Annotated in this window: 17 protein-coding genes and 1 riboswitch; of the genes, 9 read left to right on the forward strand and 8 right to left on the reverse strand. The window is 43.3% G+C overall.

The window, feature by feature from the left end; genetic code table 11:
- The first annotated feature begins 62 nt into the window (after nucleotides 1–62).
- Nucleotides 63–1,784, forward strand: a complete 1,722-nt coding sequence (locus IRB79_RS12940) for a glycosyl hydrolase family 18 protein (protein WP_243508906.1) — start codon at nucleotides 63–65, stop codon at nucleotides 1,782–1,784.
- 33 nt (nucleotides 1,785–1,817) lie between these two features.
- Here the strand turns inward: IRB79_RS12940 and ade are convergent, their stop codons facing one another.
- From ade to IRB79_RS12980, 8 genes are all read right to left on the reverse strand, one after another.
- Nucleotides 1,818–3,554 (reverse strand): adenine deaminase, encoded by a 1,737-nt coding sequence (gene ade / locus IRB79_RS12945; protein ID WP_243508908.1) that lies wholly within the window; start codon nucleotides 3,552–3,554, stop codon nucleotides 1,818–1,820.
- A gap of 38 nt (nucleotides 3,555–3,592) precedes the next feature.
- On the reverse strand, nucleotides 3,593–4,960 hold the full coding sequence (locus IRB79_RS12950; RefSeq protein ID WP_243508910.1) for an NCS2 family permease: 1,368 nt from the start codon (nucleotides 4,958–4,960) through the stop codon (nucleotides 3,593–3,595).
- A 90-nt stretch (nucleotides 4,961–5,050) separates the two neighbouring features.
- The gene (locus IRB79_RS12955; protein WP_243508912.1) at nucleotides 5,051–5,365 is read right to left on the reverse strand and encodes an XdhC family protein; all 315 of its coding nucleotides are present in this window, start codon (nucleotides 5,363–5,365) and stop codon (nucleotides 5,051–5,053) included.
- Nucleotides 5,344–6,177, reverse strand: coding sequence for an XdhC family protein (locus IRB79_RS12960; protein WP_243508914.1), 834 nt, complete (start codon nucleotides 6,175–6,177; stop codon nucleotides 5,344–5,346). Before IRB79_RS12960 ends, IRB79_RS12955 begins: the two co-directional genes overlap by 22 nt.
- Nucleotides 6,178–6,185: 8 nt before the next feature.
- Nucleotides 6,186–8,474, reverse strand: coding sequence for a xanthine dehydrogenase family protein molybdopterin-binding subunit (locus IRB79_RS12965; protein WP_243508916.1), 2,289 nt, complete (start codon nucleotides 8,472–8,474; stop codon nucleotides 6,186–6,188).
- Nucleotides 8,471–9,346: an FAD binding domain-containing protein gene (locus IRB79_RS12970; RefSeq protein WP_243508918.1), complete on the reverse strand. Its 876-nt coding sequence runs from the start codon at nucleotides 9,344–9,346 to the stop codon at nucleotides 8,471–8,473. The genes IRB79_RS12965 and IRB79_RS12970 overlap by 4 nt, the downstream gene beginning before the upstream one ends.
- A 4-nt stretch (nucleotides 9,347–9,350) precedes the next feature.
- Entirely contained in the window at nucleotides 9,351–9,947 is a 597-nt protein-coding gene (locus tag IRB79_RS12975; RefSeq protein ID WP_243508920.1) for a nucleotidyltransferase family protein, read from the reverse strand.
- 3 nt (nucleotides 9,948–9,950) lie between these two features.
- Nucleotides 9,951–10,439, reverse strand: coding sequence for a (2Fe-2S)-binding protein (locus tag IRB79_RS12980; RefSeq protein ID WP_243508922.1), 489 nt, complete (start codon nucleotides 10,437–10,439; stop codon nucleotides 9,951–9,953).
- Between the two features lie 182 nt (nucleotides 10,440–10,621).
- Nucleotides 10,622–10,719, reverse strand: a riboswitch (purine riboswitch).
- A gap of 164 nt (nucleotides 10,720–10,883) precedes the next feature.
- Here IRB79_RS12980 and IRB79_RS12985 point away from each other — a divergent pair.
- The 8 genes from IRB79_RS12985 (at nucleotide 10,884) to IRB79_RS13020 (ending at nucleotide 18,148) form a co-directional block, all read left to right on the forward strand.
- Nucleotides 10,884–11,234 (forward strand): Na-translocating system protein MpsC family protein, encoded by a 351-nt coding sequence (locus IRB79_RS12985; protein ID WP_243508924.1) that lies wholly within the window; start codon nucleotides 10,884–10,886, stop codon nucleotides 11,232–11,234.
- A gap of 312 nt (nucleotides 11,235–11,546) precedes the next feature.
- A complete protein-coding gene (locus tag IRB79_RS12990) occupies nucleotides 11,547–12,818 on the forward strand; it encodes a nucleobase:cation symporter-2 family protein (protein WP_243509395.1) in 1,272 nt (423 codons plus the stop codon).
- Nucleotides 12,819–12,888: 70 nt separating this feature from the next.
- The gene (gene allB, locus IRB79_RS12995) at nucleotides 12,889–14,349 is read left to right on the forward strand and encodes an allantoinase AllB (protein ID WP_243508925.1); all 1,461 of its coding nucleotides are present in this window, start codon (nucleotides 12,889–12,891) and stop codon (nucleotides 14,347–14,349) included.
- Between the two features lie 28 nt (nucleotides 14,350–14,377).
- Nucleotides 14,378–14,968, forward strand: coding sequence for a cysteine hydrolase family protein (locus tag IRB79_RS13000; protein ID WP_243508927.1), 591 nt, complete (start codon nucleotides 14,378–14,380; stop codon nucleotides 14,966–14,968).
- Nucleotides 14,961–15,548 (forward strand): UbiX family flavin prenyltransferase, encoded by a 588-nt coding sequence (locus IRB79_RS13005; protein WP_285869762.1) that lies wholly within the window; start codon nucleotides 14,961–14,963, stop codon nucleotides 15,546–15,548. Before IRB79_RS13000 ends, IRB79_RS13005 begins: the two co-directional genes overlap by 8 nt.
- A complete protein-coding gene (locus IRB79_RS13010; RefSeq protein ID WP_243508928.1) occupies nucleotides 15,545–16,882 on the forward strand; it encodes a UbiD family decarboxylase in 1,338 nt (445 codons plus the stop codon). Before IRB79_RS13005 ends, IRB79_RS13010 begins: the two co-directional genes overlap by 4 nt.
- A gap of 25 nt (nucleotides 16,883–16,907) precedes the next feature.
- On the forward strand, nucleotides 16,908–17,171 hold the full coding sequence (locus tag IRB79_RS13015; protein ID WP_061790799.1) for a BMC domain-containing protein: 264 nt from the start codon (nucleotides 16,908–16,910) through the stop codon (nucleotides 17,169–17,171).
- 32 nt (nucleotides 17,172–17,203) lie between these two features.
- A complete protein-coding gene (locus IRB79_RS13020; protein WP_243508930.1) occupies nucleotides 17,204–18,148 on the forward strand; it encodes a hypothetical protein in 945 nt (314 codons plus the stop codon).
- Nucleotides 18,149–18,169 lie beyond the last annotated feature (21 nt).

Consider the following 18,169-nt stretch of genomic DNA (forward strand, 5'->3'; position numbering starts at 1 on the left):
TTCTAAATTTTCTTCCCATTTTCTGATTATTTCGATACGATGGATTTAAGGGAGGAAAAGGAATGTATAAAATTGAAACAAATCCACAAAAGCCTCCCGCTAAAAAACTTATTTTTGCGGGGCTTTTGTTTGCTTTTACACTGATAACATCAAGCATATTCGTGTTTTTATATCCTTTTGCCTCTAAGGAAAAGGTATCTTACTTTAAAGGAGATCATCCGATTTTGTTTATGGGCAAACAGGTGGGCAATGCTTATATAGAAGGTGAAACGATCTACCTGCCCTTAACGTTTTTGCAGGAGTTTGTCGATGAAGCCATTATTTTTGATGAACATTCACAATCCATCATTATCGCTACAAAAAATAAAGTTGTACAGTTGCCATCTGAATCTTTGAGCTATTATGTGAATGAGAAGTCTATGAAACTGGATTTTACAGTAGCTAAACAGATAGGAAAAGACAGATATTTGGCGATCGAGCCGCTATTGGCTCTCTATCCAATTACTTATTCACTTCTCTCTGATACAGGTGCAATATGGGTTCAAAAGAATGGGGAGTCAATTGTTTCCGGTAAGGTGAAGGAAAAAGATATTCATGAAGAATTGCTTCGGCTGCGGACGAAAGACAGCCTGGAATCCCCATATACGGCTTCAGTGTCTCCAAACGAGAATGTTTTAATAGAACAAGAAAAGGGAGACTACTATTTTATTAGAAAAGAAGACGGTACAGCTGGATATTTGAAGAAACAATACATAAAAAAGGGTGTGAGCAAACAGATTGCTATTTCCCTTGATGAATCAATTAATACAGTGCCAGAAGTGGAAGGTCCTATACATTTGACCTGGGAAGCTGTATATACAAAAAACCCCAATACATCTAAAATTCCGAAGATGCCGGGCGTTAATGTCATTTCGCCAACATGGTTTGAGCTTGCGGACGGAAAAGGTTCCATCAAAAACCTAGGATCGAAAGATTATTCAATGTGGGCAAGAAAACAGGGATACCAAATATGGGGCTTGTTTTCAAATGCATTTGACCCTGTTTTAACACATGAAGCATTTGGTTCTTTTGAAACAAGGCAGAATATGATTCGACAGCTTCTGCATTTCAGTCAATTGTATGAATTAAACGGGGTCAATCTTGACATTGAAAATGTTAACCCGGAGGATGGGCCTTTAATAACGCAGTTTGTGAGGGAAGCTACTCCGTATTTTCATGAAGCAGGTTTAGTCGTGTCGATGGATATCACATTTATTTCATCTAGCGGTAATTGGTCAGCTTTTTATGAAAGAGATAAGCTTGCCGGTATAGCAGATTATTTGGTTGTCATGGCTTATGATGAGCATTGGGGAAGCTCGCAGGTTGCAGGAAGCGTAGCGAGCCTGCCGTGGGTGGAAGAAAACCTGAAACATCTGCTGGAGTTTGTTCCTAATGAAAAATTAATATTGGGAGTGCCATTGTATACTAGATTATGGGAACAAAATTCAAACGGGGATGTTTCTTCTAAAGCACTTTCTATGAGCAAAGTGAAAGAATGGCTCAGTCAAAATAAAGTTACTCCAGCATATGATCGGGAAAGCGGGCAAAATTATGCTGAGCATTTTTCAGAAAAAGATAAAATCACATACAAAGTGTGGCTTGAAGATGAAATATCATTAACAAAACGGGCTGAATTGGCTAAGAAATATAATTTGGCCGGTGTGGCAAGCTGGAGCAGGTACTTTGCAGATGAAACAGCTTGGGCAGCACTATCATTAAAAAAGAAGGAAGTTACTAAGAAATGAAATAAGGCCGGAGAATATCCCGGCCTTATTTTTTTACGCTTCTACTTTAATGTGGCTAAAGGAGCTGACGGAAAATAATCCTCTATCAGTTAATTTGAGCTCAGGTATTACTGGAAGCGCTAAAAATGAAAGCGTCAAAAACGGGTTGAATTCCATGCTGCATCCGACTGTTCGAAGTGCATGATTCAATTCAGACAAACGTCCAAAAATAAATGAAGAATCCCGATCACTCATGAGCCCCGCAATAGGCAGGGGCAGTTCCGCAAGGATTTTTCCATCCTGTACAACAGCCAGTCCGCCTTTCATTGATGCCGTCTGCTTAATGGCCGCCAGTAAATCTTCATCAGAGGTGCCAGCTGCCACAATATTATGGGAATCGTGGGCAACCGTTGAGGCAATGCCTCCTCTTGTAATCCCCAGTCCCTTAATTATGCCAAGCCCGATGCTTCCGGTGAGATTATGCCGCTCCACCACAGCCAATTTTAAATAATCTTTATCAGGATTAGGCTGGAAATAGCCATTAAGTGAATCAGCCTTTTCCACCAGGTGCCTGGTCACAATGCTGTTCGGTATAATGCCAATAATATTGGCATCACTAGTTCCAATGTTTATGCTTAAATCTTCACCCTTTAGGCTGCCGATTTTGACACTGTCCAAGATGGCAGGTGCAGGTTCGACGCTGTCCGGGATTGAATCTTTAATGATCCCGTTTTCTGCAGCAAGTATTCCGCTCTTCATTACTTTCTCAATCTTGACATTCCTAAGATCACTAATAAAAACCAGGTCGGCTTCATAACCGGGAGCAATAGCCCCTTTATTTTTCAGGCCGAAGCACTCTGCTGCATTCAGCGTAGCGATTTGAACGGCAAGGATAGGATCCATCCCTTCCTTAATGGCCATTCTGACATTATGGTCAATGCTGCCTTCATTGATCAGGTCATCCAGATGCTTGTCATCTGTCACGAATAAACAGCGCCGTGCGTTTTGTTCACTGACAGATTTGAGAAGTGCTAATAAGTCCCTTGCCGCAGACCCTTCCCTCAGCATAACATACATCCCTTTGCGCATTCGGTCCAGTGCTTCTTCAGGGTTTATGCATTCATGGTCCGTTCTAATGCCGGCAGCCATGTATATATTAATTTCATCTGCATTAAGTCCTGCTGCATGCCCATCGATGCATTTTCCTTTGCTATGTGCGTCTTCCAGTTTTTTTAGCATTTCTGCATCATTGTTCATAACAGCAGGGTAATCCATTACTTCGCCAAGACCGAGCACTCTCGGGTGACCGTAATATTTTTCAAGATCCTTGTAACTGAGGAAAGCGCCGGCATTTTCAAATGGAGTTGCAGGCACACAGGATGGAAGCATAAAAAACACATCAAGCGGGATCTCTTCTGAAGATTCCAGCATGAAATCTATTCCATCTGTTCCGCTGACATTGGCTATTTCGTGAGGGTCTGCAATGACAGTCGTTACTCCATGCGGGAGGACAACATTGCTGAACTCAGCAGGGGTAACCATCGCTGACTCAATATGGACATGCCCATCAATGAATCCGGGGGCTATATAGCTGCCCCCAGCATCAATCATTTCCTTCCCTTCATAGCTTCCTAAACCAGCTATGAATCCATCAGTGATTGCAATATCTTCCTCGATGATTTCACGTGTAAATACATTTATAACCTTCCCGTTCTTAATAACCAGATCGGCAGGAGTCCTTTTGGCTGCCACGTCAATTCTTTTTCGTAAAGTTTCAATGGTAAGCTTCATATAAACTCCTCGCTTTTCTTAAAAATGCAGTCATCAGATTAATGTCCGCCCATAATGAAATTAATGATAAAGGCAGCACTGACAAAATACATGATCCAGTGAATTTGATGATTCTTGCCTGTTAGAAGCTTAAGCAATGTGTAAGAGATAAAGCCGAATGCTAACCCCTGGGCGATGCTGAAAGTTAAAGGCATAAGAACAATTGTTAAAAAGACGGGAATAACATCAGTGAAGTCATCGAAGCTTATATGTTTTATTTCACTGAGCATTAAGGCACCAACGAGGATCAGAATAGGTGCTGTGGCTACAGACGGTATGAAATAAATGAGCGGAGCAAAAATGAGCGACAGAAAAAATAGAACTGCTACAGTTAAAGCAGTTAAGCCAGTGCGGCCGCCTTCTGAGATTCCAGTTGCGTTTTCCACATAAGCGTTTAAGGCAGTGCTTCCAAAAGCTGCACTTGCCATCGTGCCAACTGCATCTGCCTGAAGTGCACGATCCAGATTTTCGATTTTTCCATTTTCATCAGTGAGGCCAGCTTTTCTTGATAATCCGATGAGGGTAGCTAAATTGTCAAATAATTCTACAATAGTAAAGGAGAAAATGACTGAGATGATGCCATATTTTACTGCTCCCATAATATCCATAGCTAAAAACGTCTCAGACATGCTTGGGAGACTGAGGGATACGATATCACTTACGGCCTTTGGATATGCAATAAAGCCAACAATCATGGCCAGCGCACTTGTACCCAATATACTAATAAGAAGCGCGCCTTTTACTTTTTTTGCCATGAGGAGGGCGGCAATAATTAGTCCAAAAAGGGCAAGAAGCGGGCCTTGGCTTGTTATGCTTCCTAAGCCGACAAATGTAGCTTCATTTGCGACTACAAGTTCTGCATTTTTTAAGCCAATAAAAGCAATAAATAAACCTATTCCAACACCTATAGCTGACTTTAAAACATCCGGGACACCATCTACGATTTTTTGGCGGACTCCCGTAACTGTCAAAATTAAAAACACAATACCCGATATAAATACAGCTCCAAGGGCTGTTTGCCAGGAAAGACCCTGGCCAAGGACGACAGTATAGGCAAAAAAGGCATTCAGCCCCATCCCCGGGGCAACCGCTACTGGGAAATTTGCCCACAGTGCCATTAGAAGAGTACAGAAGACACTTGCGTAAATAGTTGCAGCCAATGCGGCTTCTTTTGGTATTCCTGCGTCAGCTAAGATAATCGGGTTGACAAAGATGATATAACTCATTGTCATAAACGAAGTGATGCCTGCCAGTATTTCTGTCTTTACATTTGTGTTCCTTGCGGAAAGCTTAAAGAGCCGTTCTAAGAGGTTCGCATTAGAGGCAGGCGGGAGGCCCGACCCAAGATCCTTTTCAATCATCGACATGAAAGGTCACTCCTTATTCATGGTTACTGTTCATCCTGAGACACGAACTGACTTGACCATGGAATAGGCGGGAGATATATTTTCTTCAGGTTAGATGGGTTCAATAAAAACATCCATAATTCCACCGCATATTCCGCCATCTTCATAAAACAGCCCTTTTGTTAAATCAACGCGTTTTTGACTTGGGGTATTTGTTTGTATGACCTGGAAAGCCTTCTCAATTACTTCTGCTTCACCGCAGCCTCCGCCAATTGTTCCTTCTATTCTTCCACAGGAGAATACAATCATCCGGCTTCCGGTTTTTCTCGGAGTAGAGCCCTTCGTGCGGATAATTGTGGCGAGGGCTGCTTTCTCACCTCCTTTCCTGATATCGAGGGTGCGCTTTATAAGCTGCATTTGGTCCATTTGTCAGCCCCCTCATGGAAACCCATTTTTGCAAATCTTTTAATTTGCGAACTTAAGGAATCTCCGGATTTTTGATTTTTCACTTTCAGAATTTCTGCCATGATGCTGACTGCAATCTCTGCAGGAGTTTCAGCACCAATATCGAGACCCACAGGGGTGTATAAGTTTTCAAAGCTTTCATCCGGAAAATCCTGCTGAAGTTCTTCGAATACACCCGAAATACGTCTTCTGCTGCCGATCATGCCAATATATCCTGCCTGACATTCCCTATTTAAGAGTTCATTCAAACTGAGAACGTCATACTTATGTCCCCGGGTAAGAAGGAGAATATAAGTTTTTTCCGAAATGTCGACATGCCTGAAATAATCCAGATAGGATTGGCAAACCACTTCATTTGCATTTGGAAAGCGTTCTCTGTTTGCAAACTCTTTCCGATCGTCTATTACTGTCACGAAAAATCCGAGCATACGTCCCATTTCTGCCACGGGTTCACACACATGGCCGGCACCGGCGACTATCAAATGGAGAGGAGAAGGAAAGTACTCAGCAAAACATTCAACTAAACGATCCTTCCACATAAATCTCACAGTGCCGGACCGTTTTTTGGTGACCAGTTTATTGCAATGTACCGCTAATAAATCCTTCACATCCAGCGGCAGAAGGGAGGCTTCGGTGCAGAAATCTCCGTCTGGCCATAATAAAGCTTTCGCTCCAATGAGTTTTTCATCAGGATAATCTGTTATGGTCAGCAGAAATGTGTCTTTCCGGTTTTTGAATGACTCTTCTAATTTGGCAAATAAATTGCGGCTCATCAATAGGATCACCTTGAGGATTGGACTTTTTGTTTTTTGAGATCTTTCAATGCATTAAAAACTCTTTCGGGAGTAGCCGGCAGATGGCGGATTCTGGCTCCTGTTGCATCATATATGGCTGACATGATAGCAGCAATAATCGGAATCATCACCACTTCTCCAATTCCCTTCGCCCCATAGGGCCCTGATTGTTCAGGCTCTTCTACCGGAAAGGTCTCAATTAAAGGAGTCTCGCGAATAGTAGGGATGATATAATCAGTGAAATTCCGCGTTTTATGATATCCATTTTCGATCAGTACATCTTCATAAAGGGTATAGCCGATGCCCATTACGGCTCCGCCTTCAGCCTGGCCCTCCAGTCCCTGCGGATTAATGATTTTGCCCGCGTCCGGGATGGATACAACCCGCAGAACTTCCGTTTCACCTGTTAAAGTATCAACTTCCACCATTACCACATGTGTCAAATATCCGTATATATGGTGGGGAGCACCGCCGGAACCTTTGATTTCTTCTTTTTCTTTCGGCAGGTAGAAGTGACCTTCTACTCTAGTTGCCTGATGATGATTATAAAGGTATTTATAGATAGACTTATAAGGTATGATCTCTCCATGGGCTGAAATATGGTTCGGTCTTAAGTCAATTTGGGATGAATTTATATTCAGCATTTCAGCAGCAGTTTGAATAAGAAGCTCAGTCATCCTGGGTGCTGCTGCCGCTACAGCTCTTCCCCCGGTATAGGTGGAGCGGGATGCAGTTACAGTACCGCCATCAAGTGTTTTTTGTGTATCACCTTGAACGATTCTGATATTGCTGATATCACAGTTCAGCATTTCAGCGGCTATCTGGGCATAGACGGTGCTGTTGCCTCCTCCGATCTCCTCGCATCCCACACCTACAAGGAATGTTCCATCCGGCAGAAGTTCAATAGAGGCGGCTCCATAGTCAGGAAGGCCAATTCCCATTCCGATGCCATGAAAGGATGTTGCCACGGAAACTCCCCGTTTTTTCCATGGCTCACTTACTTCGGATTTATATTTTTCCCGGTTTTTCCACAGATCGCAATTCTCTGCTGTTTCCAGGGTTTTATAGGTGCCAACACTGGATTTGACAATATGGCCGACACTTGAAACTTCCCCCTGGTGATAGACATTTTTTTTGCGCAAGTCAATAGGGTCCATTCCCAGCTTTTCTGCAATCATGTCCATATGTGTTTCAATTCCCATGCATACCTGATTGACGCCAAAGCCTCTGAAGGCACCGGCAATGCCGTTATTTGTATATACACAGAAGCCCTCGAGATCCACATTGGGAATTTTATAAGGGCCGCATGAATGCTCTATCGCCAGAGCGATGACTGCTCCTCCGAGTGAAGCATAGGCACCTGTATCTCCTATAGCTGTGACCTGGTTAGCCAGCAATGTGCCGTCTTTTTTGGCAGCCGTTTTCATTTTGACTTTAAAAGGATGCCTTTTTATGCCGGCAATGACAGACTCTTCACGGCTTAAATGAATTTTTACCTGCCGCCCGTTTGTATGCATGGCAAGAAGGGCCAGATAAATTTGAACCGTAATCTCATCCTTCCCGCCGAATGCTCCGCCAATAGGACTTGAAATGACTCTGATTCTTTCAGGGTTAAAAGCCAGGGACCTTGCAATCTGCATTCGATCGCGGTAAGCGTATTGGCCAGGGCAGCGGATCGTGAGAAACCCTTCGTCATTCATAACTCCCCAGCCGCCTTCTGTTTCGATAAAAGCATGCATTTGCCGGGGAGAGTAGAAGGTATTCTCTAAAATGATGTCAGCTTCCTCGAAGGCTTTCTCAATGTTTCCGGTATTAATTTTGACATGGCTGTGCAGATTGCCATCAGGATGAAGCTTTGGAGCAGAATCCGTTAGGGCATATTCAGCATCTGCAACAACTTCCAGGGGCTCATAGTCCACTTTAATTAAACTCAGTGCCTGTTCGGCGATCTCCAGTGTTTCCGCTCCAACCAGGGCTACAGCGTCCCCTGTGCACCGGACGACATCAGAACACAGAACAGGCTGATCGGGAACAACAATCCCAAATCCATTAAAGCCGGGAATATCTTTATGGGTTAGTACACATATAACACCAGGCAGATTTTTGGCTGCTTCAATATCAATAGAATTAATTTTTGCGTGCGGATATTCAGACCGCAGCACTTTGCCCCAAACCATATTGTCAAAATGGTAATCGGTCATATATTTTAATTCTCCGGTTACTTTTTCCGGGCCATCAATTCTTTTTACCCTTTTCCCAACCCATTTGGTGTTCACTGGTTATTCCACCTCCTGATTAAACGGTACAATCCTCTTTCTAATAAAGCGCTCGCCATATCCCTTCTATATGTAGCAGTTGCTCTTCCATCTGTGATGGGCATGACCTCTTTCCAGGCAATTTTGGCGATATTCCGGATTAATTCATCATTAAGCGTTCCCAGGGGAAGCATTGATTCACACTTGCGTGCCCGGATAATAGTTGGAGCCACAGATCCGAAGGCGATTTTTCCTTCCCTGCATTTCAGGTCCTGGTCCATTGTGAGTGAAATAGCAACATTCACAATGGAAATAGATTGTGCTTTGCGGGGGCCTAGCTTCTGGAAAATGCCTATTTCATTTGGTTTTTGCGGTTTTATGAGGATTTTTGTGATCATTTCATTTTCTTTTAAAACTGTCCTGCCGGGACCAAGGATAAACTCTTCGATTGGAATGATTCGTTTATTCGACAGCGAGGTGAGTTCAAGCCTTGCTCCAAGAACATACAAAGCCGGAAGGGTATCGCCTGCAGGAGAGGCAGTACCAATATTGCCGCCGATTGTTCCCATATTCTGCATTTGAGTGGCGCCAACTTCCCGCGCTGCATCCACGAGAACATCCGCTTTTCTTTGCAGAAGCGGAGAATGAATAATATCCGTATGTGTGGTCAATGGGCCAATATGAATACAATCTTCACTTTCTTCGATATACCGCAGCTCACTTAAGCTTTTTATATTGATCCAAATTTCCGGCCGCCATTTGCCTTCCTTCATCCGGACTGCAGCATCTGTACCGCCTGCTATCAATCTAAGTTTCCTGCCTTCCTTCGATAGCTGCATCAGACATTCGGATAGAGAGGAAGGGGTAATCATGTCAATCTCTGAAACAAGCATCGACTTACCTCCTGGTATATTTTTTAAGCGCAATTTTATAATCTTCCTGATGATTCAGGTTGAGATGAATCTGCTCATTTTCCACTGGCACCTCTAGGAGAAATTTCTCATGCTGCTGAATTACATGTCTCAAGCCCATTTTCTCTTCCTTTATCGATAAAAGCTCGTTCCTCAATCGGGAGGAAAAGAGGATTGGGTGTCCTCTTTTGCCTTGGTGGCTGGGGACTGCAATCAGGCAGCGGCTTTTTCTAAGATTCTCGGCGAGCTTATTAATGGTGACAGAATGAAGCGGCTGGTCCACGGATGTTATCAGAATCGTTTCTGATAACGTGACTGCAGCTTTCACCCCTGCAATGATTGACGAGCATTTACCATCTTGAAAATGTTCATTTATTATCAATTTTGCAGAATACTTTTTTGCGATTGAGAGGAATTTTTCAGCTTCAAATCCCAATACAACTACAATATCTGTGAACACCGATTTTCTGAGAGTGTTCAGCTGATGCTCGATTAAGGTCATACCATTCCATGGCAGCAGTCCTTTTAGAGTACCCATTCTGCTGGACTGGCCCGCGGCAAGCAAAATGGCTGTATGTGTCATGGACTATCGGATTGTTTCCGGCTCGGATATTTTTTGGCTGGCAGCTGTCTGAACGGCCTTAATAATTTTGGTATAGCCTGTACAGCGGCATAAGTTGCCTCCTAATGCGGTTTTAATTTCCCCAACGGATGGAACATGGTCAATTCCATCCAAGAAAGCTTTTGCTGATACGATGATTCCCGGAGTACAGTACCCGCATTGTGTTGCTCCTTCGGCGATAAATGATTCCTGAATCACATCCAGATTTGGTGATAATCCGACTCCTTCACAAGTGGTGATCACCTGGTTTTCCGCCTGGCCAGCTAGTACAAGACAGGAACATACAACCTCATTATTGATTAGAACAGAGCATGATCCGCATTCTCCCTTTCCGCAGCATTCCTTGCTGGCAGTCAGACCCAGATCTTCTCTCAAGACATCAAGGAGCGGTTTCGCAGGCGGGCAAACGACCGTAGATTCCTTTCCATTAACAATAAATTTAATACTTTTCAAATCTTCGCCTCCTCATAGATTTTGAAACTATAATGGCAATGAGAAAAATAGTGTGAGTAGTTTGTAGGGATATTAGCCTGGCGAGCAAGCAGAGGTATTTAAATTATGATATTATGCATCTTCTTCTAAATAGACTAATAAGCATAAAAAAATTCCTGCACAAAAGGTTCCTGTATGAAGTCCACAGGAAATATACCTTTCGTAGATAGGAATTCCGGTTCCCAGTAGAAACCCTCAAACCAATTATTGAGGTTATACGAAAAATTCTATTTAATTTTTCATGGTGCTGAAGGGAGGTATTATTGGGACTATTATAGAAATAGAGGGGGAGTTGATTTGTAGTGTAATAGTTAAGTTAATATTTTGTCAAGTACGAATTTTCTGAAAAAAGATATTGACTTATAAAATAGCCTTGTTTAATATAGTGATTAACAGGAGGATTACATGACTGTTTTAACCTCAAAATTATCTCAGACAATAAAAAAAGATCTCGCTTTTCTCTATAATCGTGTGAACCAGGAGATCTATGGAACAGGCGTAAAAAAACAGCGTATTGAAACTTTTGATGATAGAGTCATCATCTTTGCACAGCATAAGCGTGTTCAGGCACTGCAGATGCTGAGCCAGAACTTCCATCACCTGACCATTTCGGTTGATTCAGCATTGATTGTTGAATTCAAATCGCTTTTTAAAGGTATGATTGAAGATGCTCTTCATTTGAAAGTCAAAACGATTTTAAAAGATTATGATCCTGTTACTGAAGAAGCATGCACCATTATTTATTTTGAAGAATAGCAGTTTTACATTATGTTTGGGAGAGCTGTGCATGACGCAGTTTTTCTTAAACCTGAATATAGGAGCGGTTCCTTTGTCTTTTGTTTAACGGAAGCTGAATGAAACCGCAGTAATAGAACATCTATTGTTTACTTTGATGTTATCTATTGCTGCGGTTTTTTTTATACACATTTTTCTTTTGGGAGGTGATGCCGGTTTTTAAAAGCTGGAGTAAGGCTAAGGCATAACAAAGAATTAAACCTGGGGGGAAAGTCTTTGGAAAAGCTAAATCCTTGGAAAGTAAGGACTTTGGGATTTCAGCATGTGCTAGCCATGTATGCAGGTGCTGTCATTGTACCGTTGATTGTGGGACCAGCAATTGGGCTTACTGCCCAGCAGCTTGCTTACTTAATTTCGATTGATTTGTTTACCTGCGGGATTGCTACATTGCTTCAAGTTATAGGGGGGAAGCATTTTGGCATTAGGCTGCCTGTGATTCTGGGATGTACTTTTACAGCAGTCGGCCCGATGATTGCCATCGGGAATTTGCAGGGCATTACAGCCATCTACGGGGCTATTATTGCTTCAGGTATTATCGTCATGATCCTATCCCAATTTATGAGTAAAATTATGAGGTTTTTCCCGCCGGTCGTAACCGGTTCAGTCGTTGCTATTATCGGGGTATCACTGATTCCTGTTGCCATGAATAATGCTGCAGGCGGGCTTGGATCACCTGATTATGGAAGTGCGGGAAATTTATTCCTGGCTGCATTTACATTGGTGTTGATTATTTTAATGAACAGGTTTTTTAAAGGCTATATGAAAGCGATTTCTGTCCTGCTGTCATTGGTGGCCGGGACAATAGCAGCTTATTTTATGGGGCTTGTCAGCTTTGCCGAAGTCAGCCAGGCTTCCTGGTTTCATGTCGTTCAGCCGTTTTATTTCGGATTCCCGACATTCAATGCCTCAGCCATCCTTACGATGACTTTAGTAGCGATTGTGAGCATGATTGAATCTACTGGGGTATTTCTGGCTCTCGGAGATGTCTGTGAGAGAAAACTGGACTCTAAAGACATTAAAAAAGGGCTGCGTGCAGAAGGACTGGCTGTTGTTATAGGGGGCATTTTTAACGCGTTTCCTTATACGTCCTTTTCACAGAATGTGGGACTTGTAGCATTGACTAAAGTAAAAACGAGAAATGTTGTTATCGCAGCCGGTGTCATATTAATGATTCTGGGCCTTTTGCCTAAAGTGGCTGCTCTGACTACGATTATTCCTATGGCTGTTCTTGGAGGAGCAATGATTCCAATGTTTGGGATGGTTATCTCATCGGGAATCAGAATGCTTTCTGTAGTGGATTTCAGCAAAAATGAAAACTTGCTTATTGTTGCCTGTTCAATAGGAATTGGACTTGGTTCAGCGGTGGTCCCGCAGATTTTTGAGAGTCTGCCGACAAGTGCACGCCTGCTGGTTGAAAATGGAATCGTACTGGGAAGCATCACAGCAATTTTATTAAATTTGGTATTTAATTATAAAGATTTAAATATAAGTGAAAGTGAAAGAATCGAACAGCTGAAAGGAGATCATTCAGCTGAAATGATTTGATAGCAGCTGCTGTAACCATCTGCCTCTTTTTTTGAGGCAGAAATCAAATTAATAGATAGGAGCAGGGAAAATGGACTTAATTCTGAAAAATGCAAATATTCCGCAGGGAGATCGTCAGGTTTTAACAAATATTCTAGTAAACGAGGGAAAGATTGTCGGCTACACGAATGACATTTCTTTTCTAAATGCATCCAAGGTCATTGACATTCAAGGGAAATTAGTCGTTCCAGGCTGTATTGATCCACATACCCATTTTATGGATCCCGGGTTTACTCACAGAGAAACATTTGCAACCGGCAGCCGTTCTGCAGCAGCCGGAGGCTTGACAACCATTATCGATATGCCATGCTGCAGCAAGCCATCTGTACGCGATGGAGATAGCTTCAATAAAAAAATCGGTCCAATCAGGGATCAGGCTTATATTGATTACTGCTTCTGGGGCGGCATGACTGGTGAGGATGCACGAGAAGGCTGGATTGATAATATTTACCCTCAGATAGATCAGGGAGTTGTAGCATTTAAAGTTTACATGACTCCTTCTGTACCTACCTTCCCTAAAGTATCTGACGCAGAAATGCTGGAGATTTTCAAAAACGTTGCAAAAACCGGTCTTCCTATTGGTGTTCATGCTGAAAACTACGATATCTGCACATTCAATTCGAAGAAACTTGAAAAAGAAGGCCGCCTTGACGGACCGGCATGGGCTGAAGCTCGGTCAAGCCTCGCTGAGAAGGTGGCCATTGAACTGATTCTCAGCTTCGCGGAAGCTACAGACGCACGTGTACATGTGGTACATATGAGCACAAAGGAAGGCGTCGAACTGGTTAAAGCTGCAAAGAAGCGCGGTGTCAAGGTTACAGCTGAAACCTGCCCTCACTACCTTGTTTTAAATGCTCAGGATTCCATGTCAGAGCGGGGCTCCTATGCAAAAATCGCTCCTCCGCTGCGAGGAAAAGAGGATAACGAATCCCACTGGCAGGCTCTGGCTGATGGCACAATCGACTTTGTCGGAACTGACCATGCTCCATATGAAATTGCCACCGAAAAGGATTATCCCGGTGCAACGATCTGGAACACCTTCCCTGGCATCCCGGGTGTAGAAACGATGGTGCCGATCCTTGTCAGTGAAGGGTTAAATAAAGGCCGCTTATCCCTATCAAGATTTGTAGAAGTAACGAGCCGCAATGCCGCCATTCATTATGGCATATACCCTAAGAAAGGCTCAATGGAAATTGGCAGTGATGCAGATTTCACGGTTATCGATCTTGAAAAAGAATATGTTATTGATGAGCAGAAAACAGAATCAATGGCTAAATATAATCCGCTCCATGGCATGAAACTAAAAGGGAAGCCAGTCCAGACAATTATCCGCGGAAACGTGGTCTACGAAGAAGACAAAGGGATCGTCGGAGAAGCGGGATATGGTGAGTACGTTCCGCGCCAAAGCATCCAGAGACTTGAAAGAACATTGAAGTATGAAAAATACGAAGCGGTAAATGTGAAAACAAAAGATCCTGTAGCACAGCAATAAATATATATATCGAGGGAGGCTGAATGGATTGGAACTTAGGGGAAAAAAGCACTGTGTAGTCATTATTGATATGTTAAACGACTTTATCGGGGAAAAGGCAGCATTAAGGTGTGAAAATGGCGAAAAAATCGTTCCTAAAATTCAAGAGCTTATTGAATTCGCACATGATCACAATATCCAGGTTGTGCATGTTCAGGAAGCTCACAGAAAGAATGACCGTGATTTCCGTGTAAGACCTGTCCATGCAGTAAAGGGAACTTGGGGTTCGGAGTTCATTCCAGAGCTTCAGCCCGATGAGAGCAAAGGAGATTATGTGGTCCAAAAGAGGCGGCATAGCGCATTCAGCTACACCGATTTTGATCTCTTCTTGAGAGAAGAAGAAATTGATACGGTCGTCCTTACTGGAGTCTGGACCAATGTATGTGTACGCAGTACCGCCTCTGATGCCTTGTATCATGGCTATAATGTTATTTGCGTATCAGATGCCACCGCTTCTCAGGATGACGATATGCACGTATCCGGTCTAAGGGACATTGACATTTTCGGAGATATATTATCAACAGAAGAATACAAAGAACTGGCTAAAAAGAAATTCTCCCAAGACGAATCTGTTGTCTAACTCTTCTCCAGGTCCAAGGAAAAAACGAATTTTAGTGGGCATAACCGGAGCAAGCGGATCATTGTATGCATATACACTGATCCGCGCTCTTCATCAATTAGAGATCGAAACGCATTTAATTGCTACGGAGATGGGAGAAAAAGTAATGCAATTTGAATGCGGGGTCAAGATGGACGAGCTGAAGGAGTATGCCGCTATCCATAGCAACCGGAATCTTTTCGCTGCGGTTGCCAGCGGATCCTTTAAAACAGACGGAATGGTGATTGTGCCATGTTCGATGAATACATTGGGTGCGATTGCGAACGGGGTCGGCGATACGCTTCTAAGCAGGGCTGCCAGTGTTGTTTTGAAGGAGAATCGAAAGTTTATTATTGTTCCGAGAGAGGCTCCTTTTAATTTGATTCACCTGCGCAATATGACTCTTCTTGCTGAGAGCGGTGCATGCATAATGCCTGCATCACCTGGCTTTTACCATAAGCCGACGGAAATTTGGGAGCTGGCCAACTTTATGGTGGCGAGGATATTGGACATGCTGGATATTGACCATGAGCTCTTGGAGAGATGGGGGGAAAAGGCATGAACCCTGTAACAATGAGGGCTTTGCTGGATAGATGGGAAAGCAGGGGACTTCTTCATCGGGTGAAAAAAGAGGTGGATCCGCTCTACGAACTGGGAGCAGTGATTAATACGAAAAATGGAAGACAGCCTTTTTTATTTGAAAGAATCAAAGGCTATCAATCTTCCATGGCTGCCGGTTTGGGAGGAGATAGAGAGCTGATGGCAGACAGCATGGGAATCACCTCATCTGAACTTATTCCTAAAATCATCGAATCAATTGTTAATCCTATTCCGACGACTTTAAGGCAAACTGGTCCTGTTCAGGAGAATCTTGTGACCGGGGAATTTGATCTGGCAGATTTGTTTCCTATCCCAACCTATCATGCAGAAGACTCAGGAGCTTATTATGTAGCAGGAATACTGGTGGTTAAAGACTTATCCGGCAGAAAAAGGTATACCTCGATTCGCAGGATGCAATATCTTGGCGGTAATCGAACGAACATTCTCATAACCTCCCCGGAGCTGATGGAGCAATATGCCCATTATGAAAGCATCGGCGAACCGATGGAAGTGGCTGTTATGTTTGGTGTAGTTCCAGCTGTTGTCTTAAGTTCTCAGATCAGTACGCATTTGTATCATACCGACAAATTGGATGTAGCAGGTGCACTGCTTGGCCAGTCTCTGGATGTCGTTCAGTGCAAAATGGTGGATTTGGAAGTACTGGCTGATGCGGAAATCGTTCTGGAAGGCAAAATGCTGCCATTTGAAAGAGAACTGGAAGGGCCGTTTGGCGAACTGGCCGGTTATTATGGCACCAGAACGCCTCAGCCGATAGTAGAATTTTCAGCCGTTACTTACCGTAATAACGCTATCTCACAGACTATTTTTCCATCAAGCTATGAAGAAAGGCTGCCAATGGCGCTAGTCAGGGAAGCCACACTTTTAAGCACCGTCAGGCAGGTTGTTCCAAATATCAAAGCTGTACATATCCCGATGGGCGGGGTGGCTCGCTATCATGCAGTCATACAAATTGAGAAGAAACATGATGGTGACGGAAAACAGGCAGCACTTGCAGCTTTTGCAAGCGATAAGGATTTAAAGCATGTAGTTGTTGTGAATGATGACGTCGATATCTTTGATTCAGATGATGTTGAATGGGCTATAGCGACAAGAGTACAGGCGGGGGATGACATTTTTATCGTACAGGGTGCGAAGGGATCACCGCTCGAGTCTTCCCATCATTTAAAAGGAGTGAGTGATAAGATGGGCATCGACGCCACCTATCCGCTTGGAAAAGAAGAGTTATTTAAAAGGACTTCAATCCCCATTGAAGTGAATCTCGAAGACTATCTTTAAGTTTTTGCAGTAGAGGAGGTCAAAAATGAAGGCAATTGGCTTGATAGAAACAAGAGGCTTGACAGCAGCTATTGAAGCGCTGGACTCAATGGCAAAAGCAGCAAATGTCAGCTTAGTTGATTTAAAGAGAGTCGGATCCGGACTTGTCACCGTCATTATTGAAGGGGATGTTGCAGCAGTCACAGCTGCTGTTGAGGTTGGGAAGACTGCTCACACCATGGCTGGAGGAGAACTGGTTTCGGCCAATGTTATACCCCGCCCTCATTCAGAACTTCGCAAAATTCTATAAGAAGATGTTCCAAAAGTGGAGGTGCATAATGTGTGTCTGACTTTATTAAAAGTGTTGTAGAAGAAGTGATGAAGCCCTACAGCAAGTCAAAAGTAAATCCTATTAATGGAGCTCCCAATTTGTCCCCGCACCAAAGCCAGCCGGGATTAAAGTCGGGTATACCGGGCATAAACCGGCCTAATTATCAGAAGGAAAAAATGAATAAAAGAATAGCTGTCAATCATGCAGATGCGCCACAGGCTGCTAATCCACACCCGAACGTTAGAAGGCAGACAGTTTCACTTTCTTCACCCAAGCCTTCCGCTAAAGAAAAAATTGCACAGCTTCAGACCCTGTCCCTGGTACAAGGGAAACAGCGGGTTTCTGCTGAAACAAAACCTAGACGAAATGCAAGAGAAAGCCAGTTTATCGGACAAACGCCGGAGGGTGTGAAAGTCTGGCTGTTCTCAGATCTTCATCCCACATTGGAAGGCTCCTTTCAGCGGGAATTAAAAACAGCCTCAATCGGGGTAGTTACTTCAGAAAAATGTACGCCAGGACAGCTATTTTTACTGAATGACCTTTTAAGAGAGTTTCCTTCTTTAAAATATTGCCTGTCATGGGACAAAAACAGCGGGCAATCCTTTTCGCTGGAGCTTTATGAAGAGGATTATGAATTACTGTTGGACGCTTTAAAGAGCTTCTTTAAAAAACTTTCCCAAAAATCATTTAAAACGATTACGGCCTATAAAGAAAAGTCCCCCAGTCCATGGCTTACAAAACAATTGGGGCTTAACTCGTCAATTGGCGGTGTCGCTGTCATTGAAGGAATTGACTATTATTCGGGTATTTTACTCCTTGACCGGCACATGAAAAAAAGTACGGCCGAACACATCAATTTTTTAATAGAGAAGAAATACGTGCTTCTTCACGGTCAGTTTGATGAGGTATCCCGGATCACGGATCAGCTTTGTAAGGAATTCGACAGGATTAAATAAGGCTTGGCCAGCAGCACAGTC

The sequence above is a fragment of the Cytobacillus oceanisediminis genome (assembly GCF_022811925.1).
In the GTDB taxonomy this organism is placed as follows: Bacteria; Bacillota; Bacilli; order Bacillales; family Cytobacillaceae; genus Cytobacillus; species Cytobacillus oceanisediminis_D.

Excerpts from the sequence above, each read along its gene's own strand:
- IRB79_RS12955 (WP_243508912.1), bottom strand. The coding sequence starts at position 5,365 with ATGGACCAAATGCAGCTTATAAAGCGCACCCTCGATATCAGGAAAGGA.
- IRB79_RS12950 (WP_243508910.1), bottom strand. The coding sequence starts at position 4,960 with ATGTCGATGATTGAAAAGGATCTTGGGTCGGGCCTCCCGCCTGCCTCT.
- IRB79_RS12990 (WP_243509395.1), top strand. The coding sequence starts at position 11,547 with ATGTATGCAGGTGCTGTCATTGTACCGTTGATTGTGGGACCAGCAATT.
- IRB79_RS12960 (WP_243508914.1), bottom strand. The coding sequence starts at position 6,177 with ATGAGCCGCAATTTATTTGCCAAATTAGAAGAGTCATTCAAAAACCGG.
- IRB79_RS12940 (WP_243508906.1), top strand. The coding sequence starts at position 63 with ATGTATAAAATTGAAACAAATCCACAAAAGCCTCCCGCTAAAAAACTT.
- IRB79_RS12975 (WP_243508920.1), bottom strand. The coding sequence starts at position 9,947 with ATGACACATACAGCCATTTTGCTTGCCGCGGGCCAGTCCAGCAGAATG.
- IRB79_RS12970 (WP_243508918.1), bottom strand. The coding sequence starts at position 9,346 with ATGCTTGTTTCAGAGATTGACATGATTACCCCTTCCTCTCTATCCGAA.
- IRB79_RS13015 (WP_061790799.1), top strand. The coding sequence starts at position 16,908 with ATGAAGGCAATTGGCTTGATAGAAACAAGAGGCTTGACAGCAGCTATT.
- ade (WP_243508908.1), bottom strand. The coding sequence starts at position 3,554 with ATGAAGCTTACCATTGAAACTTTACGAAAAAGAATTGACGTGGCAGCC.
- allB (WP_243508925.1), top strand. The coding sequence starts at position 12,889 with ATGGACTTAATTCTGAAAAATGCAAATATTCCGCAGGGAGATCGTCAG.
- IRB79_RS12985 (WP_243508924.1), top strand. The coding sequence starts at position 10,884 with ATGACTGTTTTAACCTCAAAATTATCTCAGACAATAAAAAAAGATCTC.
- IRB79_RS13010 (WP_243508928.1), top strand. The coding sequence starts at position 15,545 with ATGAACCCTGTAACAATGAGGGCTTTGCTGGATAGATGGGAAAGCAGG.